Origin of the sequence: Flavobacterium restrictum, from assembly GCF_007097245.1 — a bacterium.
In the GTDB taxonomy this organism is placed as follows: domain Bacteria; phylum Bacteroidota; class Bacteroidia; order Flavobacteriales; family Flavobacteriaceae; genus Flavobacterium; species Flavobacterium restrictum.
This window is the reverse complement of record NZ_VJZT01000004.1, coordinates 136,451-155,716: the sequence shown is the minus strand read 5'-3', so window position 1 is coordinate 155,716 and position 19,266 is coordinate 136,451. Positions and strand designations below refer to the sequence as shown.

Annotated in this window: 13 protein-coding genes and 3 tRNA genes; 8 read left to right on the top strand and 8 right to left on the bottom strand. The window is 35.5% G+C overall.

All coding sequences use genetic code 11. The features are described from left to right. The first annotated feature begins 67 nt into the window (after nucleotides 1-67). Nucleotides 68-1,201, top strand: coding sequence for an N-acetyl-alpha-D-glucosaminyl L-malate synthase BshA (gene bshA, locus FNW21_RS06145; protein ID WP_144255860.1), 1,134 nt, complete (start codon nucleotides 68-70; stop codon nucleotides 1,199-1,201). A 63-nt stretch (nucleotides 1,202-1,264) separates the two neighbouring features. Here the strand turns inward: bshA and FNW21_RS06140 are convergent, their stop codons facing one another. From FNW21_RS06140 to FNW21_RS06130, 3 genes are all read right to left on the bottom strand, one after another. Continuing rightward, on the bottom strand, nucleotides 1,265-1,771 hold the full coding sequence (locus FNW21_RS06140) for a hypothetical protein (protein ID WP_144255859.1): 507 nt from the start codon (nucleotides 1,769-1,771) through the stop codon (nucleotides 1,265-1,267). Between the two features lie 162 nt (nucleotides 1,772-1,933). Next, nucleotides 1,934-2,368 carry an outer membrane insertion C- signal gene (locus tag FNW21_RS06135; protein ID WP_144255858.1) on the bottom strand — a complete coding sequence of 145 codons (435 nt, stop codon included), beginning with the start codon at nucleotides 2,366-2,368 and terminating at the stop codon, nucleotides 1,934-1,936. 75 nt (nucleotides 2,369-2,443) lie between these two features. Next, complete coding sequence (locus tag FNW21_RS06130) at nucleotides 2,444-3,283, bottom strand: UDP-2,3-diacylglucosamine diphosphatase (RefSeq protein WP_144255857.1); 840 nt, start codon at nucleotides 3,281-3,283, stop codon at nucleotides 2,444-2,446. A gap of 188 nt (nucleotides 3,284-3,471) precedes the next feature. On the opposite strand from FNW21_RS06130, the gene aroC reads away from it, so the two are divergent. The 3 genes from aroC to FNW21_RS06115 all read left to right on the top strand — a co-directional run bounded on the left by aroC (nucleotide 3,472) and on the right by FNW21_RS06115 (nucleotide 8,265). Further along, on the top strand, nucleotides 3,472-4,533 hold the full coding sequence (gene aroC, locus FNW21_RS06125) for a chorismate synthase (protein WP_144255856.1): 1,062 nt from the start codon (nucleotides 3,472-3,474) through the stop codon (nucleotides 4,531-4,533). Nucleotides 4,534-4,596: 63 nt separating this feature from the next. Further along, entirely contained in the window at nucleotides 4,597-5,865 is a 1,269-nt protein-coding gene (locus FNW21_RS06120) for a dicarboxylate/amino acid:cation symporter (RefSeq protein ID WP_144255855.1), read from the top strand. Nucleotides 5,866-6,057: 192 nt separating this feature from the next. After that, nucleotides 6,058-8,265, top strand: a complete 2,208-nt coding sequence (locus tag FNW21_RS06115; protein ID WP_144255854.1) for a tetratricopeptide repeat-containing hybrid sensor histidine kinase/response regulator — start codon at nucleotides 6,058-6,060, stop codon at nucleotides 8,263-8,265. Here FNW21_RS06115 and FNW21_RS06110 read toward each other — a convergent pair. Further along, a complete protein-coding gene (locus tag FNW21_RS06110; protein WP_144255853.1) occupies nucleotides 8,262-9,515 on the bottom strand; it encodes a DEAD/DEAH box helicase in 1,254 nt (417 codons plus the stop codon). The genes FNW21_RS06115 and FNW21_RS06110 overlap by 4 nt on opposite strands. Before the next feature lie 118 nt (nucleotides 9,516-9,633). Next, complete coding sequence (locus FNW21_RS06105) at nucleotides 9,634-10,677, bottom strand: formimidoylglutamase (RefSeq protein ID WP_144255852.1); 1,044 nt, start codon at nucleotides 10,675-10,677, stop codon at nucleotides 9,634-9,636. Nucleotides 10,678-10,766: 89 nt separating this feature from the next. Here FNW21_RS06105 and FNW21_RS06100 point away from each other — a divergent pair, with 89 nt between their 5' ends. Continuing rightward, the gene (locus FNW21_RS06100) at nucleotides 10,767-11,651 is read left to right on the top strand and encodes a hypothetical protein (RefSeq protein ID WP_144255851.1); all 885 of its coding nucleotides are present in this window, start codon (nucleotides 10,767-10,769) and stop codon (nucleotides 11,649-11,651) included. 67 nt (nucleotides 11,652-11,718) lie between these two features. Here the strand turns inward: FNW21_RS06100 and FNW21_RS06095 are convergent, their stop codons facing one another. Both FNW21_RS06095 and FNW21_RS06090 read right to left on the bottom strand, forming a co-directional pair. Continuing rightward, nucleotides 11,719-12,480, bottom strand: coding sequence for a C40 family peptidase (locus FNW21_RS06095; RefSeq protein ID WP_144255850.1), 762 nt, complete (start codon nucleotides 12,478-12,480; stop codon nucleotides 11,719-11,721). 54 nt (nucleotides 12,481-12,534) lie between these two features. Beyond that, nucleotides 12,535-13,713: an acetyl-CoA C-acyltransferase gene (locus tag FNW21_RS06090; RefSeq protein ID WP_144255849.1), complete on the bottom strand. Its 1,179-nt coding sequence runs from the start codon at nucleotides 13,711-13,713 to the stop codon at nucleotides 12,535-12,537. Between the two features lie 239 nt (nucleotides 13,714-13,952). Between FNW21_RS06090 and FNW21_RS06085 the strand changes: the two genes are divergently transcribed. From FNW21_RS06085 to FNW21_RS06075, 3 genes are all read left to right on the top strand, one after another. Next, a tRNA-Ser gene (locus FNW21_RS06085) sits at nucleotides 13,953-14,036 on the top strand. Between the two features lie 20 nt (nucleotides 14,037-14,056). Further along, nucleotides 14,057-14,131, top strand: a tRNA-Pro gene (locus FNW21_RS06080). Nucleotides 14,132-14,154: 23 nt separating this feature from the next. After that, nucleotides 14,155-14,228, top strand: a tRNA-Arg gene (locus FNW21_RS06075). A 508-nt stretch (nucleotides 14,229-14,736) separates the two neighbouring features. On the opposite strand, the gene FNW21_RS06070 is transcribed toward FNW21_RS06075, so the two are convergent. Beyond that, entirely contained in the window at nucleotides 14,737-19,107 is a 4,371-nt protein-coding gene (locus FNW21_RS06070) for a translocation/assembly module TamB domain-containing protein (protein ID WP_144255848.1), read from the bottom strand. Nucleotides 19,108-19,266 lie beyond the last annotated feature (159 nt).

Here is a 19,266-nt window from a genome sequence, read left to right as displayed (position 1 = left end):
TTTTTTTACAACTAATTACACAACTGCATCGCTATTTTGAGTAAATTCGTGCCTTTAAAATAAACACATGAAAATAGCCATAGTTTGTTATCCTACCTTTGGTGGTAGTGGCGTAGTTGCTACAGAATTAGGTCTTGAATTAGCCCGTCGTGGTCACGAAATTCATTTTATAACCTACAGCCAACCCGTACGTTTAGCATTATTAAATCCCAATGTACATTACCACGAAGTAATTGTTCCAGAATATCCATTGTTTCATTTTCAGCCTTATGAATTGGCTTTATCAAGCAAATTGGTCGATATGGTCAAGTTGTACCAAATAGAATTGTTGCATGTACATTACGCCATACCACATGCTTACGCAGGTTATATGGCCAAACAAATGCTCAAAGACGAAGGAATTGATCTTCCTATGGTTACGACCCTTCACGGTACCGATATTACATTGGTAGGAAATCACCCTTTTTATAAACCAGCCGTAACCTTCAGTATCAATAAATCGGATTTTGTAACTTCGGTTTCCCAAAGTTTGAAGGATGCTACTTTGAAATTATTTCAGATCAAAAATGAAATTCAAGTTATTCCAAATTTTATCGAATTAGATAAAAACACCAAAGATAGCAGCACACCCTGTCACCGTTATGTGATGGCAAACCCAAACGAACGCATTGTCACCCACATTAGTAACTTTAGAAAAGTGAAGCGAATTCCGGATGTTATAAAGATTTTTTATAAAATTCAAAAGAAAATTCCAGCTAAATTAATGATGGTTGGTGATGGTCCCGAAAAAGAAAAAGCAGAACGATTGTGCCGCAAATATGGTATCGAGGACAAAGTAATTTTCTTTGGGAATAGCAATGAAATTGATAAAATTTTATGCATGACCGATTTGTTTTTGCTCCCATCAGAAACCGAAAGTTTTGGTCTAGCAGCCCTAGAAGCTATGGCGTGTGGTGTTCCCGTAATTTCCAGTAATTCAGGTGGTTTACCCGAGGTAAATTTTGAAGGAATTTCGGGTTATTTGAGCGAAGTAGGCCATATTGAAGAAATGGCTCACAATGCGTTACGAATTTTGAAAGAAGATGCCATTCTTGCCACATTTAAAGAAAATGCTCTGCTGGTTGCTCAAAAATTTGACATCAAAAATATCTTGCCTATTTATGAGGAATTATACGAAAAAGCGATAAATATATACCGCTAAACCTTTCGTTTTTGAAACAAAAAAAACCGTCTTACTGTGCTGTAAGACGGTTTTTTTTTGGTGTTAAAATTGGTATTTTATAGCCAAAGCCACATCAGAGTTGTAACTGTTTTTGTAATACCCATTCCCACCAAATTCAGGTCTGAAATCTAATGAAAGCAAAATTGGAACTTCTCCAAAACCATATTCAATCCCAATATCTCCTGCACCAAACACAAATGTATCGTGGTAGGAATTCCCATTGGTATCATAATTAAAGCTACCCAATCCGCCACCTACTCCAGCATACCAGTTGAATCCTCCGTCAATTTTCCAAACCCATTGGTACAAACCAGTTAATTTAACTGCTTTGTCATCATATCCATTATTGTTAAAATTACTACGGTTTCTCCAGCCTAAATCCAACTCTAAACGGTTGTCTGTAGCTAACTTTCTTTGGTATGAAATTTCTCCACCAAAACCGCCACTATCACCAAAACGGAGACCTAATGCGTTTTTTGAAATGTCTTGTGCTTGCGTAGTTCCTACTAATCCAATTAGCATAATAGCTACTAAAATAATTCTTTTCATAATGATTTGTTTATGGCGCAAAGATGCAGGAACAAACAAAGTTAATAGTTATACAATAATTGCAAAAAATTACATAATTCACATATTCTCTCCATTTTTGGATATAAAAAAAAGGATTTGCATACTATACAAATCCTTTTTATGGGTATTAATTTTCTTTTTTTAAAAAACGTATCGCACATTAAGTCCAAAACCTCCAGCGTGAAAATCCGTGTTTTCAACAATCCAAAGTGTGGGTCTCCAGTCTACACCCAAAGCAATTGGTGCACCTTCAAAGCGGTATTCTAAACCTACTTCGCCACTAGCACCCAACAAAAAATTGTCACCAATAAAAGCGGATGGCCCCACTCCTGCATACCAGTTTAAATTATCGCCATCTATTGGTTTGTAAACAAAATCCCAAAGGGCATCGGCACCAACTCCTCCATTACCAAAGGAAATATCGGCATGAATTCTACTGAATTTTCCAGATGAAAAAACGCCATCTACAGCCACATCATTGCCACCAGCAACATCCCCAAAACGGATACCTACTTCCTGCGCCGAAACCAAATGACTCGCTAAAAAAAACGATAAAAAACCAATGATTTTTTTCATAAAAAAACAATTTTAAATTACTAATGATACTATAACTCAAAGTTAATTTAAAAATTGTTGCCCTCAAAAACTTCTTTATTTTTTTAAAACAGCGTTTGTTTTCAGCGCACTTATTAGATTTTCCATTTCAAATAGGGAATCTTCTTCTTCTTCGGCTTCCATTTCAGAATAATGAGAATCATTGTATTTAATGAGCTTCCAGCGTTTTCGATTGTATTCCAAAGCCGTTAAATTCTCGACCCAATCTCCTGAATTCAAATATAATGTTGTCCCATTTTTGGTTTCAATACGGTTCATTTTGGGTTCGTGAATGTGTCCACAAATGACATAATCGTATTTTTTTTCGATAGCCAATTCCGTGGCAGTATTTTCGAAATCCGAAATGTGTTTGACTGCTTTTTTTACGCTTGATTTGATTTTTTTGGAAAACGAATACGGCTCTTTTCCTATTTTGGATAAAATCCAATTCACAAAACGATTGATAACAATCAAATAATCATATCCTAAACCACCTAATTTAGCAATCCATTTGGAGTGTTGCACCGAGGCATCAAAAACATCACCGTGAAAAATCCAAGCCATTTTTCCGTCTAAATCCAACAGTAATTTATCGACTAACGAAAAATTTCCCATGTGCATATCACTAAATTTCCGGAGCATTTCGTCGTGATTTCCAGTGATGTAATATATTTTGGTTCCTTTAGAAGCCAATCCTATAATTTTTTGAATTACTTTGAGGTGGGATTTTGGGAAATACGATTTTCTAAATTGCCAAATGTCAATAATATCGCCATTTAGAACTAAAATTTTCGGTTTTATAGAAGATAAGTAATTGTTCAATTCTTTGGCATGACTTCCAAAAGTTCCAAGATGCACATCGGAAAGGACAACTAATTCAACTTTTCTTTTTTTCAATTCTGTAGTATTTTGTGGTTTAACAAATCTAAATTAAATCACAAAATTGAGTTTTACTAAATTGTTATCAAACAGACCACAATTTAAACGAATTGTAATGCTGTTGCGTGTTAAATTTGTTACACATTAGCAATGCTAAATTTTTTTGTTTACGTCTTAAAACTTACATTTGTTAAAAATTAAATACAATGGCAGGAAATAGCTACGGAACACTATATAGAATAACCACTTTTGGAGAATCTCACGGCGAAGCCTTGGGTGGCATAATTGACGGATGTCCGTCAGGAATTGAACTTGATTTTGAGGCCATCGAAATCGAAATGGCAAGACGAAAACCAGGACAATCAGCCATTGTTACCCAACGAAAAGAACCCGATGCCGTTCAGTTTTTATCGGGACTTTTTGAAGGTAAAACCACAGGAACACCCATTGGATTTATTATTCCAAATACCAATCAAAAATCAGATGATTATTCACATATAAAAGACAATTACAGACCTAGTCATGCGGATTATGTGTACGATCAAAAATATGGTTTTAGAGATTATCGCGGTGGCGGTCGCAGCTCGGCTAGAGAAACCGCCAGTAGAGTTGTTGCGGGAGCTATAGCCAAACAAATGCTTCCCGAAATAAAAATTAATGCGTATGTTTCGTCTGTTGGTCCTATTTTTCTGGAAAAACCATATCAAGAATTAGATTTTTCTAAAATTGAAAGCAATCCAGTTCGTTGCCCTGATGAGGAATCCGCCATGGTAATGGAGGAATACATTCGCGAAATTAGAAAACAAGGCGATACCGTAGGCGGAACCGTAAGTTGTGTTATTCAAAACGTGCCTATTGGTTTGGGAGAACCTGTTTTTGATAAATTACATGCCGAATTAGGCAAAGCCATGCTCTCTATCAATGCCGTAAAAGGTTTTGAATTTGGCAGCGGATTTGAAGGTGTCAAAATGAAAGGAAGCGAGCACAACGATTTATACAACCCAGATGGCACCACTAGAACCAACCTTTCGGGAGGAATTCAAGGAGGTATAAGCAACGGAATGGATATTTATTTTAGAGTTGCTTTCAAGCCAGTCGCTACCATTATGCAAAAACAAGAATCGCTTGATAATCAAGGAAACATTACCGAAATGACAGGAAAAGGAAGACACGATCCTTGTGTGGTTCCCCGAGCGGTACCTATTGTAGAAGCTATGGCGGCCATTGTCTTGGCTGATTTTTATTTGATCAATAAGACCTATAAATAAGAGTTGTTTTATTGCCTGTTTTGACGAGCTAAACACGCAATTAATTTTAAAATAAAGCATTTAATGACGACAACTAGCACCCAAAAAGAATCTTTTTTTAAAGGATTAACTGGACAAATTTTAATCGCAATGGTTCTTGGAGCGGTTTTAGGAGCCGTCATTCACAATTCAATTGCTCAAGAAGCTGCTTTGGATTTTAGCAACAAAATAAAAATACTAGCCACCATATTCATCCGATTGGTGCAAATGATAATTGCCCCATTAGTGCTAACCACACTTGTGGTAGGTATTGCTAAACTTGGCGATATCAAAGCCGTTGGACGGATTGGCGGAAAAGCTTTGGGTTGGTTTTTTACAGCTTCATTTATTTCGCTGCTAATAGGAATGTTTTACGTAAACCTTTTGCAACCTGGCGTAGGGTTGAATTTGTCGAATATCGATTTGGCATCCACAACTGATGTTACGGCAAAAACACAAAGTTTATCTTTCGAAAGTTTTATTGAACATATTGTTCCCAAAAGTATTTTTGAAGCTATGGCCACCAATGAAATATTGCAAATTGTAATCTTTTCAATCTTCTTTGGTTTAGCAGCGGCATCATTAGGCAATTATGCCAAACCCGTAATTCATGTTTTGGAGATTTTATCGCATATTGTGCTCAAAATGGTCAACTTTGTAATGAAATTTGCTCCAATAGGTGTTTTTGGTGCCATTGCTGGCGTTTTTGCGGTACGAGATTTTCAAGAATTAGCCTTAACCTATTTCAAGTTTTTTGGTTCTTTTTTAATCGGAATTGCTACACTTTGGGTGGTTTTAATTGCTATAGGATACGTTTTTTTAGGAAAACGAATGAAAGCATTATTGCAACATATTGTGAGTCCGTTAATTATTGCTTTTGGAACAACTAGTTCCGAAGCCGTTTTCCCAAAACTTACCGAAGAACTCGAACGATTTGGGGTCAAAAGTAAAATCGTCTCCTTTATGTTACCGCTGGGCTATTCCTTTAATCTCGACGGAAGCATGATGTACATGACTTTTGCAGGGATTTTTATTGCTCAAGCTTATGGCGTTCACCTTGATTATCCCACTCAATTTACAATGTTATTTGTTTTAATGCTAACCAGCAAAGGTATTGCAGGTGTTCCAAGAGCAAGTTTAGTGGTCGTAGCTGCAACCTGTGGTATGTTTAAAATACCTATTGAAGGCATTGCTTTAATCCTACCAATTGATCATTTTTGTGATATGTTTCGTAGCGCTACCAATGTATTAGGAAATGCTTTGGCAACATCGGTCGTTGGAAAATGGGAGGACGAACAAGAAAATAAGGCTTAATACAATTACTGCTTATAAAATAGTATCGACATAATTTCTTAAAATCGAAACCAAAACTGTTTGTAAAAGCAAGGAGTTTTTTTTGCTTAAAAAAAATTAAATTTCAAAAAAACACTAGTCCAATACTATTTCTTTACAAAAAACAACGTTTAATCTGTTTTAGCTGTATATTTGATAAAATTATTACCATTGATGACTCGAACTTGTTTTTTTAGGTACTTGTTTGTTTTACTGAATTCCATCAGTATTGCTTCATCAGCCCAAACCAAAATCCCAACTCAAAGCCAAGTTTCAAAACTAACTTTTGAAGCCAAAAAAAAATTAAAAGAAGGTGATTTCGAAAAATCGTTAATCCTTTCGAGACTCGGATTGCAGCAAGCTATACTTATAAAAGATGACAATCTAATAGCTAATTGCTATAACACTATCGCTTCCAATTACGATGAATTTTCGGAATACGACAAAGCAATTTATTTTTATAAAAAAGGACTGTCCTACGCCGAAAAAACTACTAATGATACCCTAAAAAACAGAGTAAACAACAATCTTGGAAATATGTTTTTTTTCGAAAAAAAGCAATACAAAATTGGAATCGAGTATTATGAAAAATCTATCGCCTACAGTTCTAAAATCGCTGACACGAGCCAAATTATTTTCACAAAAATAAATGTTGCTTGGGCCTATTTTGACATTAATCAATACAAAGCTGGTTTTCCTCATTTAGAATTCGCCAATAAATACTTTGATAAATACGGCGACAAATCATTTAATGTCGTTTTGAATATGCTCAATGGCATGTATTATGGCAATCAAGGCGACAATAAAAAAGCCGATTTTTTCTTTTTGAAAGCGATAGCATTAGGAAATAAAAGCAATGAAAAAGCAGATTTATCCTATTCACACCAAGAATATTCCAAGTTCTTACTAAAAAATGGCAACTACAAAGAAGCCTATAAAAATTTAGCCCTCTACAATACTATTACCGATGAATTTGACGACCAAGAAAAACTAAAAAAAGCCAAAACCGCAGGAATTGATTTAGAATTAGACGAATACAAACGAGAAATCAATAGAATTGAGTCCGAAAAAGAATTGCAAGCACAAGGTTTAAAAAAGTCCAAAATCATTGTAGCCTTGTTTATTCTGGTCTTATTTGTTTTACTATTATTGCTGTATTTACTATATAAAAATGTTAGTTTTAAGAAAAAAGCCAATACCAAACTGACCATTGCCAATACCAACTTAATAATAGCCAAAGAGATAGCCGAGGAAGCTTCGTTGCTAAAATCACAATTTGTTTCTACCATTAGCCACGAATTACGAACGCCTTTATATGGTGTCATTGGCATTACTAATATGCTGCTGGACGAATACAAAGATTTAGCCAAAAGCCCTCATTTAAGTTCCCTAAAATTTTCGGCTCGGTATTTATTATCGCTTGTAAATGATATTCTTCAAATTAATAAAATCGAAGAAAACAGAGTCGTACTCGAATGTTTGACCTTTAACGTTGGGGATGAAATTGAAATGATTAAAAATTCGCTTTCGTTTTTGGCTCAAAATAATAAAAACGAAATAGAGTTGCGAATTGACCCAAAAATCCCTGAATATTTAATTGGCGATAAATTACGATTTTCACAAATTATAATGAATTTATTGAGCAACGCCCTGAAATTTACCCAAAACGGAAAAGTAATCATTAGTGCTGATTTGATAAAAATTGATCTCGAAATGAATTTTATCGAATTCAAAATCAAAGATACTGGAGTGGGAATCGCTATTGAAGACCAAGAAAAGATTTTTGATAAATTTGTTCAAGTGGGTCGTAACGATTCCGATTATCAAGGAACAGGGCTTGGACTATCGATTGTAAAACGCTTGTTACTTTTATTCAACAGCACCATTGCAATCGAAAGTGAATTGGGCGTAGGAACTACCTTTATTTTTACAATTGCCTTTGAACACAATGCCGAAAAAACAAATGAAATAATAAAAAACATCCAAGTTGATTTGTCCGAAAGTGCTGTTTTCAAGGTTTTGGTGGTAGAAGACAATAAAATTAACCAACTCGTAACCAAAAAAATAATGGAGAAAAGCCATTATAAATGTAGTGTTGTCGATGATGGTTTTGCCGCATTGGAACTATTAGAAAAAGAACAATTTGATATTATTTTAATGGATATCAACATGCCCTTAATGAATGGTTTTGAAACTACCCGAAAAATTAGACTTCAAAACATCAGTACTCCCATTGTTGCTTTGACCGCTTTTGACAAAGAAGAAATCACCGAAGAAGCAATTTCATCCGGTATGAATGATATTATTATAAAACCGTTCGAACCTAGTAAATTATTTAAAATTATCAATGCGCTGATTTTAAAAACAAAAAACGCTGGTTAGTACCAACGTTTTTTATTTTGTTTCGAAGCGTCTGATTTTCTCGATTTATGAGCTCCACCACTTCTATTCGAATTTTTTGGTTTGGCAGTAGCCGAATTTTCGGGACTTCCTGAATGCCAAGGATACGGGTGATTGCTAACGGTTGTGACATCTACTTTTATCAATTTTTGAATGTCTTTCCAATACGGGTGTTCGTCCTTACTGCAAAAAGAAATTGCTATTCCGCCATTTCCTGCACGTCCCGTTCGTCCTATACGATGAACGTAGGTTTCTGGAATATTAGGCAAATCAAAGTTAATTACAAATGGTAATTGATCAATATCTATACCTCGAGCGGCAATATCAGTAGCTACTAGTACCCCAATTTCTTTATTTTTGAAAGCGTCCAAAACCCGTTGTCTGGCATTTTGAGATTTATCCCCGTGAATGGCTTCGGCGGCAATATTGTTTTTTCGCAACGCTTTTACAACATTATCAGCACCATGTTTGGTTCTCGAAAAAACCAACACATCCGATAAGTTTTCGTTTTTTATCAAATGATATAATAAATTTCTTTTCTCTGTTTTTTCAACAAAATAAAGGCGTTGCTCCACATTCTCGGCAGTAGAAGATACTGGCGAAACAGTAACAGTTGCTGGATCTGTCAAAAACATTTCGGCTAGTTCTCTAATAGCGATGGGCATCGTGGCCGAGAAGAAGAGGGTTTGTCTATTTTTAGGAGTGAGTTTTACAATTTTTTTGACATCATTTACAAATCCCATATCCAGCATTTGATCCGCCTCATCGAGCACTAATGTATGCAAATGATCTAAATCGATAAATCCTTGTTTGTGTAAATCCAAAAGTCGTCCTGGAGTTGCTATCAAAATATCGACACCACTTTTCAAGGCATCAACTTGTGGATTTTGCGAAACACCTCCAAAAATTGTAAGCTGTGTCAAGTTAGTATATTTGCCATATTGATCAAAACTTTGACCTATTTGTACCGCAAGTTCCCGAGTTGGAGTTACTACAAGGGCACGAATTTGTTTTGCTTTTTTGGACGAACCCACTATACGATGGAGTTGGTGTATGATAGGAATCGCAAATGCGCCCGTTTTACCTGTACCTGTTTGCGCACAACCAATTAAATCTCTACCTGATAAAACTAATGGAATGGATTGTTCTTGAATGGGAGTTGCGGTAAGATAGCCTAATTCAAATACGGCTTTTTGTATACTTTTGGAAAGCGATAAATCTTCGAATAACATAATTTTGGTATTAAATATCCTGTAATAAGTACAGCAATAGTTTTGCAAAGATAGTGTTATTATTTATGATGCCTATTTTTTTAAAATTGTCTTCCTCTTTTTGCAAACAAAAAACAGCCTAAACAACAAAAATAGTATTGTGCGATTTTATAAAATCAGTCACTAAATACCCTATTAATTTACCTATCAAATGGTTGTTGTTACCTCCATCTAAATCTGGCGCACCTTCGCAAATATGCAAGTAAGTTGCGTTTTTATTTCGGGCAAAATAAGTGATAAATTGGCGCAGTTCCTCGATAGAAAAACCACTCAAAGTCATGGCACTACTAGCAATATTAGGAATAGCATCCAAATCAATTTCGACACCAAAAGGATCGTTTTTTATAAATTCGCACGCATCAAACATTTCGTGATTGAAATCTTTCTCTTTTCTAACATTAATACTGTCATACGTATTGTATCGAATGCGATCTTCTAATTTTTTGATGGTATCCAAAACACTCTTGGAAGTATAGTTTTCGTGTAGACCAAAAATGAAGTATTTTTTTAGAAAACCTTCTTCATACGCATACGAAAATCCGTTTCCGCTATGGCGTCCTTCCAGAATTCTAAAATCAGAATGCGCATCAAAGTTGATGGCATTTATGGGTTTTCCTTTGGCCAAAGCAGCGCCTTTTATATTGCCATACGAATTATTGTGTCCACCACCTATAACTATAGGAATTTTGCCAGATTGAATGATTTTGCAAATAACATGCGACACTTCTTTGTCAATTTTTTCGACTAATTGGCTTAATTTAAGTCGGTCGTCAATGTCATTAAAATCCAAATGCTGGACTTCTTGCATTTCATCAAAAACATTCAATTGCCCTAAAACTAGAATTTGATTTCCTTTATTAAACCTATTGTGCTGAATATTAGCAATGCTTTGTATGGCACTATTCCAAGCAGATGCAGCTCCTGGTCGTCCAAAATTAGCCCGAACGCCAATATCTTCTGGGATTCCAAAGAGCACATATTTAGCTTCGGTAGTTTTTAAAAACGAAAAAGCATTCGTATCTTTTGGAATAGTTATCATTTTTTCGCCAAATTTTATTTCCCCACTTCGGTGGTTTGTAATTTTGGAGAGATCACTATTGGTGAATAAAATCAGCTTTTCCATTAATTTTTTTTCCAAAAATACTATAATTGTGTTAACATACGTTAATACCTAATATATATTATTAAATTTGTTCAAAAATTAATTAAAGAATGGAAAATCAACAAAACAATTCAAGTCTAAAAGCAATCATAGCCGTTTTAGCCGTTTTATTAGTAGGAAGCTTAGTTTATATTTTTAAAATGTCATCAGATGCCGAAGTGGTGCAAACTGAATTGAAAACAACTGTTTCCGAAAAAGATTCGGTAATGAAGGATTTGCAAACATTAAAAGCGACTTATGATGCTGCAATTGCTGAAAACACAACAATGTCTGACGAGTTAATTCAAGAAAGAGATAAAATTGTTACCTTGATGGATGATTTGAATAAATCAAAAGGGGATGCCGCATCTATGGCGAAATACAAAACTCAATTTTTTGCTTTACAAAGCAACATGAAAGTGTTAATGGCAGAAAACGATGGTTTGAAAAAACAAAATACTGTATTGACAACTCAAAGAGACAGCACAGTTATGGTATTAGGAGAGTCTAAAAAATTCAACGAAGTATTAGTAGGTCAAAACGATGAGTTGTCTAAAACCGTAGAAAAAGGTTCTAAATTAACTATTTTAAACACTAAAACATCGGCATACAAATTGAAAGGTTCTGGAAAACAAATTGAAACAGACAAAGCCAGCAGAGCCGATATCTTAAAAATCAGTTTCACTATAGCCGAAAATCAAATTGCAAAATCAGGTGATAAAACCTATTATGTTCAAGTAATTGACAGTAAAAACAACGTTTTGGGCGATAAAAAAGTAGCTACTTTTGGCGATAAAACGTTAAGTTATAGTTTTGATACCACTGTAAAATACGAAAACAAAACCGTAAACATTTCTGAAGATTTACCCGGAAAGAATTTTGAAAAAGGAACTTACTTCATCAATGTATTTGATAAAGACGAATTGGTTTCTAAAACAAGTTTTTCTCTACGATAAGACAAAACACAGCGCATAAAAAAACCTGTTTAGACAATTCTAAACAGGTTTTTTTTATGCGAAAAATCTATATTATTTTCTTGATAACCCGCAGTTTGTGGGTGTGCTTGTTCGTTTCTGGATTGTAAATTCCCAGATGATCCAGTCGATCAATTCTAACTTTTCCGCTGGCATGAATGATGTAATTGTTCTCCATAATAATACCAACGTGAATAATATTTCCTTCCTCATTATCAAAAAAAGCCAAATCACCTGGTTCACTTTCTTCAATAAAACTCAAGGCTTCCCCCTGCAATGCTTGTTGCGAAGCATCCCGAAATAATTGATACCCATTGAGTTTATAAACCATTTGAGTAAATCCAGAACAATCAATTCCAAATGGCGATTTGCCACCCCAAAGATAAGGGGCATTCAAGTACATAAATGCTGTATTCAAGAGACCATTCTTGGGTTTTACACCGCTGATTTTGGTTCCCTCAAAATCAAAATTAGCGGTATTTATCTCGGAATAATTCAAGAAAGATACTGATGCTCCAAGTGGAATTGGTAGTAATACATTAGTAGGGGCTGTAATGTATTCAATCAAATCGGCATTCAAAATAATAGCGTCGCTGGACAATTGATTGTAACTAGCTGCGGTAATAATTTGAAATTGTTTACTATCTACCCAGCCCTCATAATTATCAAATTGCATTTTGATTTTTGACCATTGCTTGAACTGTTCCAAAATTTCAAAATGCTCCCCAAACAAGGCTTGAGACACAATTTCGCTTTTGTCGCTAGGTTCAAAACGAAGAGGGATTATGGCTAAATTACAAATTCCAAACATTAAAAATCTTTTATAAGTTCTACAATTAGGCGTATACGATCAGTTGACAATAAGCTAAACTCTTTCGATAACAATAGCAGATGCGCCACCTCCGCCGTTACAAATTGCTGCGGCACCAATTTTGGCATTATTTTGTTCCAAAACATTGATAAGCGTTACAATAATACGAACACCGGAACAACCTAATGGGTGTCCTAATGCAACAGCTCCGCCATTTACATTCACCTTGTCAGCATCCAAACCTAAAATTTTTGAGTTGGCTAATCCAACCACCGCAAAGGCTTCATTGAATTCAAAATAATCGACATCACTAATGGCAACACCAGCTTTTTCAAGTGCTTTCGGGATGGCTTTAGCAGGACTTGTTGTGAACCATTTTGGCTCTTGAGCAGCATCGGCATAGCCTTTTATGTAAGCCAACGGTTGCAATCCCAATTCGATTGCTTTCGCTTCGGACATTAGGATTACAGCGGCTGCGCCATCATTTATAGTCGATGCATTGGCAGCTGTTACGGTTCCATCTTTGGTAAAAACAGGATTTAAAGAAGGAATTCGATCCAGATTAACATTGGTAAACTCTTCGTCTTGGGAGATTACTATAGGGTCACCTTTGCGTTGTGGTACAGCAACAGGAACAACTTCATTATCAAATTTTCCAGTTTTCCAAGCATTTGCGGCACGCACATAGGACTCAATAGCAAACTTATCCTGATCTTCTCTAGTAAAGTGGTATTCAGTGGCGCATAAATCAGCACAAACGCCCATAGCACTATTATCATATGCATCCGTAAGTCCGTCTTTTTGCATTCCATCTACCATTGTTGCAGGGCCAAATTTTGTTCCCGCTCTTAAATGCGTGTAATGAGGAATCAAACTCATGTTTTCCATTCCACCAGCCACCACAATTTGAGCATCGCCACACAGTATGGCTTGCGCTCCTAGCATTACTGCTTTCATACCAGAGGCACATACTTTATTGACAGTTGTACAAGCAACATCATTAGCCAATCCTGCAAATAATGCCGCTTGACGTGCAGGTGCTTGTCCTAACCCAGCCTGAACAACATTGCCCATATAGACTTCATCGACGAGTTGAGGATCTAAATTTATTTTATCCAAAGCACCTTTTATGGCAACCGCACCCAATCGTGGTGCAGTAACAGTTGACAATCCCCCCATAAAACTTCCGATAGGTGTTCTAACGGCAGAAACAATAACAACTTTTGTAGTCATGATGAATTATATAATGATTTATCTAGCAAATTTAATCTTTTTTAAACAAATTCAAATTTTGAAAGAGGCAATATATTTTATGGAAAAAAATTGATTTCAGCATCCCGCTATCGTACTGATAGTTAAGTTCTTTGCCCTTTTTATACAAATACATTAAAAAAAAGGCATTAAATAGTTGTGAGAAACGTAAAGATATACTAAATTTGCAACCGCAAAACAAGATACGTTTCTTTGAGCTTGGAGGGGTGCCAGAGTGGTAATGGAGCAGTTTGCTAAACTGTCACCGAGTAATCGGTGCCAGGGTTCGAGTCCCTGTCCCTCCGCTTTTATGATTTTTGTTTTTCGGGGTGTAGCGTAGCTCGGTTATCGCGCCTGCTTTGGGAGCAGGAGGCCGCAGGTTCGAATCCTGCCACCCCGACTAGTTTTTTACTTATGAGCCATGGAGGCATAGCTCAGCTGGATAGAGCACCTGCCTTCTAAGCAGGCGGTCGAAGGTTCGAATCCTTCTGCCTTCACAGAAAAACCCACTGATTTCAGTGGGTTTTTTGGTTTTTTATACTTTTTGTTATTTAAACTGTTGCAATCTCTTTTTAATTTACAATCCTCCGATTTTTTTATAATAAAACTAAAAGCTACTTAAAGCATTTTGGAACTCAATCGGGTTTGCCAAATTATCCCAAAAAACTAACTTTCTATTAAAGTCTATTGTTATACCAAACATTAGTACAATATAGTCCAATCCTGTTTTTGTCACATCGAGCCTCTCGACTTCGCTTAATACTGGTAAAAGTCGAGATGCACTAATGGTTCTCGACTGCGCTCGAACTTACAAAATGAACCATTATATATAAATTGTTGGTATCAGTTTTGCTCAACTTCCACTTTTTCATCTTCTGAAAGAGAAAAAATGATCTATTCGTTACTAAAACCATTCCGACTTTGATAATCAGCTGGTGGAATAATTTTTTTTTTGAAGTTGATTAATTTCTCTCCTTTTTTTAAGCTTTCGCACAACTCAACTCCCTAATCCTCATCAGGAACTACGCCTTCTTGGTTCTTTTTTGGCGTTTCTGGATCCTCTTTTTTGGGTACGGCAAACTTGATGTAATCCGGAGACAAGTTAGAATCTTGATCTACTTCGGTGGGTTGCGTTTCTTGGGATAGTTTATGACTGGTGAAAATTTTATTTATAAACTCTTTGAAAGTATCAAAATCAACATCATACGAAATCCCAATTCCTTGTGTATACCCAATTCCTTGACCGATATAATTGATGTCGTTTTCGCGATTAAACAATCTTAAATTCAAATTCCCTTCCTGATTAACACGGTATAAAACCTCTAAATCGCCAACAATTGCCGACTCATTAACGCCTCCAAAAGGGACTCCAACTTTTCCGTTTATTGTTATTTTTTCATTTATTTGAGAGGAAATTGTAGCCACAAAACGACCGTCCGTTTCCCTACCAATTCGTCTATCGGCTGTAATTACGTTGATGCCAACTTTGAATTTTTGATCCTCATTTTGGATTATGTCCCCCAACAAACTAGACGCTGTTTCGAATAAACTGGTCGAAAAATCAGACTGACTCACGCCTTCGGAACTCAAGAAACTTCCTGACGACAATAAATACAAGGCTTGCGTTTGACGTACATCCTTATCGTTTAACTTGTATTGTATTTCTGATTTTAAAACAGAACTCACCGTTGGGAATTCGATATTGAAATCAGGTTCTGGACTGGCTAAATCGCCTCGAATACCTACTACAACTTCGACAGGAACTTTGGAATTAAAAGAGGAGTTTTCTAATAAAACCGCTGGATTAGCCGTAGTTTTATAAACTGCTTCTAAATTCAATTGCGCTTTCATTGGGTTGCCTTCCCAGGTGATGGATCCGCCTTTTTTTACGGCAAATTTCTTATCGATTAATCCTCCGTATTTAAAATTATAAGTCCCTTCATACGCTTGGAAATCGCCCCACATATTGAACTTTCCTAATGTATTTATCTTGAACAGCAACGATCCAAAACCTTTGCCTTTCATACCATGTCCCGTATTTCTATCCAGTATAACTTCGACTTCGGCATCGGGTGTAATGTCAAAATCAAACTCCAATTCCAGTCCGTTGTAATTTTTAGTGTTTTCGACAATTCCGTTCTTTAAATTGTATTTTTCCTTAACGGTAACAAAGTGTATGAAAGCATTATCACTAACACTTTCGGCATTATTGATGGGAATTTTTACAGCCGTTCCTTTCTCTGATTTGGCGTCCACTTTTATAAACAAATTATTGGTAGGCCCTTTTATAGTAGCGGTTCCATTAATAAAAGCGGTTCCAAAATAAGCAGCATCCTCGGAATCTTTGGTATCCAAAGCTACTAATCGTTTGGAACTTATAGCCAAATCCAATTTCCAGTCCGAAAAATTGTGATGTTCAACCGTTCCGTTCAACATTCCCTTGGTGCCATACTTGGTATCAGTCAACATGTTGTTTCGAAATAAAAACTTTTCATTGGTCAAATCAACAATAGTTTTGTCTGACAATTCATAATCAACATTCAAATACGGAATTGTCATTCCTGCTTTGTCTACATAAAGACGGCCGTTAATATCGGGTTTCTTAAGACTTCCTTGAATGGTCGCATTTCCGGAAACTGAACCCCGAATATTAGAAATTACCTCGCCTCCAATAGGACTTAACAAAGCCAAATTCAAATCGTTGAATTTTAAATTCAAGTCCAAAACGGTTTCTTGATTTACAATTTCAAAACTTCCATCGGCATGGAACGAATCTAAATTTTGATTTTCTAAAGATGATTTTATCGTGAATTTTTTAAGATTTTTATCGCCTTCTATATCAAAATTCAAATCGCCCAAATCGGTTTTATTAACATTCAAATGATCAACCACTATAGACGCTGTGGGTTGATATACGTCATTATCTTGCTTAAAATTCACGTCGCCATTTATGTTGCCGTGAAAAACAAATTTATTATCAGGCGGCGTGATTTTGTTTAAATCTACATCCTTAAAACTCAACTTTAAATCTTTTTGTTTTTTCCCGTTCCAAACACCTTTCAATGCAATTTGCTGGGCTTCATGCGACAATATAATATCATCAAAAGTGAAGTTTTTGAACGATTTATCAAAAACAATTTGATTGTTTGGTGTGTCATTCTCGTTCAAAAACCATAAATAATCCTTCAGTTTTATTTCGGATTTGCTTATTCCTACTACGTTTTTGTTCTCCTTATTGATGGTATGGTACAAGTTCAAGTTAAAATAATCTTGCCCCTTGGTACCTCCTTTAAATTCGGTTCTCATTTTTAACGTGTCCTTCATCGTGACATTAATCAAACTAAAATCACGAATTTTATAATAGTTGGTTTTGATACTATCAAGCTCTATAAAGGTGTTAAAAAGCGGGTTTTTATTATCAACAGCAACCCGAATATTGTCAAGAGTCGTATCCGAAGCCGTAATTTTGGGCGAATTAAAATTCAGTTTAAATTCGCTACTGTCAGAATTGATGGTTCCTTTTATATTGGTATTGTCACCAATTGAAATTTGCGGATACAAGATTTCGATAATCTTGTTATAAATGGTAAAATCAAATTTCAAGAACTGCCCTTTGGCAACTTTATCTGGTTTGTAATTGGTGTACAAACTTCCCAAGGAATTGGTCACCAAATGTTGCAATTGATTGAACTGAAATTTTCCCACAATTTGTCCTTGAATAATATCTGTCGAATTCAAAGCAATCGTTCTCACTCTATTTTGATCAAAACTAGAATTGATATCAAAGGCGTCAAAAACATAAAGTCCTTTTGAGTTTTGATATGTTGTTTCCTTAATAAAAACATCGCCTTGCAGGTTGTCAATTGTGTTTCCAGCCACTTGCACGACTACATTTCCTTTGAAAACCGAAAGCGGATCATCAACAAAATTCAAGCGATGCAAATTGGCATTGGCAACAACTATATGAAAATCGTATTTGGTATCTTTTTTAGTTAAATCAAGCAATCCGTTAAATGTCATTTGCAAATTAGGATCGTTTATGGCTACTTGTCCTTTGTAAAAAGGCAATTTGAAAATGCCGTTCAAAGCAACATTGGTATAGTTATAATTGTTGTATTTGAATTGAGAAACTACTCCTTTTACAGCCGTATTAAGGTATTTGCTCGAAAAACCTTTGCCATTAATATCCAGATTTAGAGAAGTTTTGCCAATATCCTTTCGGTCTAAAACAGTTCCCAAATCAAAATTTTCTAAAACAACATTGCCCTTATATGCCGCTTTATCCGTTAAATTCATGTTTTGAATGGCCAACTTCGACTTCAAATTTCCCAATGCTGTAGTCATATAAAAATCGGCATTGATAGCTGTTGTGGTTAGTTGGGTGTTGCCTTTTACATTTATTTTACCCAATTTTTTTAGTATAACTGGGAGTTTTTTGCCTAAAACATTGGGCAATATTGCTACTAAATCCGCATAACTCGACGTCATTTGATGTAGTTTTCCATCCATAAAAAACTGTTGCCCGTTTTTGGGGAAAAGGTTTTTAAAATGAATAGCACCTATGATTTTAGAATCCCTAGAATCCGATATTGTTAAGTGGGTAAGATTTAAATCGTTTAAGGTTCCTTTTATTTTTGCTTTAGCTTCAAAATGAATATTTTTACCCAATTCCGCATAAAAATACCGTATATCATTAGTTGCCAACGAGGAGGTCAAAATAGTGGCATCAAACTGTACTTTATTCGTAAAATTAGAAAAGTCTTCTATTTTGTAATTCATGGTAAGATCGCCTCGCAATTTAGATTCTTGTGTCAACAAATCGAGTTTTGCGAGCTTAATTTGTTTTTTGGTGTAACTAAAAACCGAACTCAAATTGACCACATACAACCCACGATGATCCTGAAAAGACATTTTATTTATGATAGTATTTACATTAGGCCCGTATAATTTAAAATCGCTAATCTTGGCATTGAGTTTGGTAAAATCGACATCCTTGGGAACAGGTCTATTTTCATCGGTCAAAATAAAATGCCCGTTGGTAATATAAGCCTCTTTGGCAGTCAACAAAAAATGCTTTCCAGAAGGTTTTCCAGAGTTGAATGCATTTATAAAAACATCGATATTAGTTTGCTTTTCGTGCTTGTAGGTCTTTAAATCAAACAACAATCCGTCTAACCGAATGTCCTTGAAAATCAAATCGCCGTCTAAAATTTTCTTTCCTTCTAATATATTGGTTTTTATCCTATTCGCATAAATCAACGTGTCTTTATGATGGTCTAAAATCAATACGTTTTTGAACTTTACACCCCCAAAAATAGAAATTGCCACTTCATCAATGGCAATATGAGTACCATAATCCTTGTTGATACTTTTCATAAAATACTGTGCAATTTTAGTTTGCACAACAGGTAATGAAAGCGCAATACCTAGCACTAGCAAGAGCAAGAGTAGTCCTATAAGGGTACGAAAGACTATTTTTTTAAATTTTTTGATGCTTCGTGGTATTTTTAGTTTGGATCAATTCGTTTCGTTTGG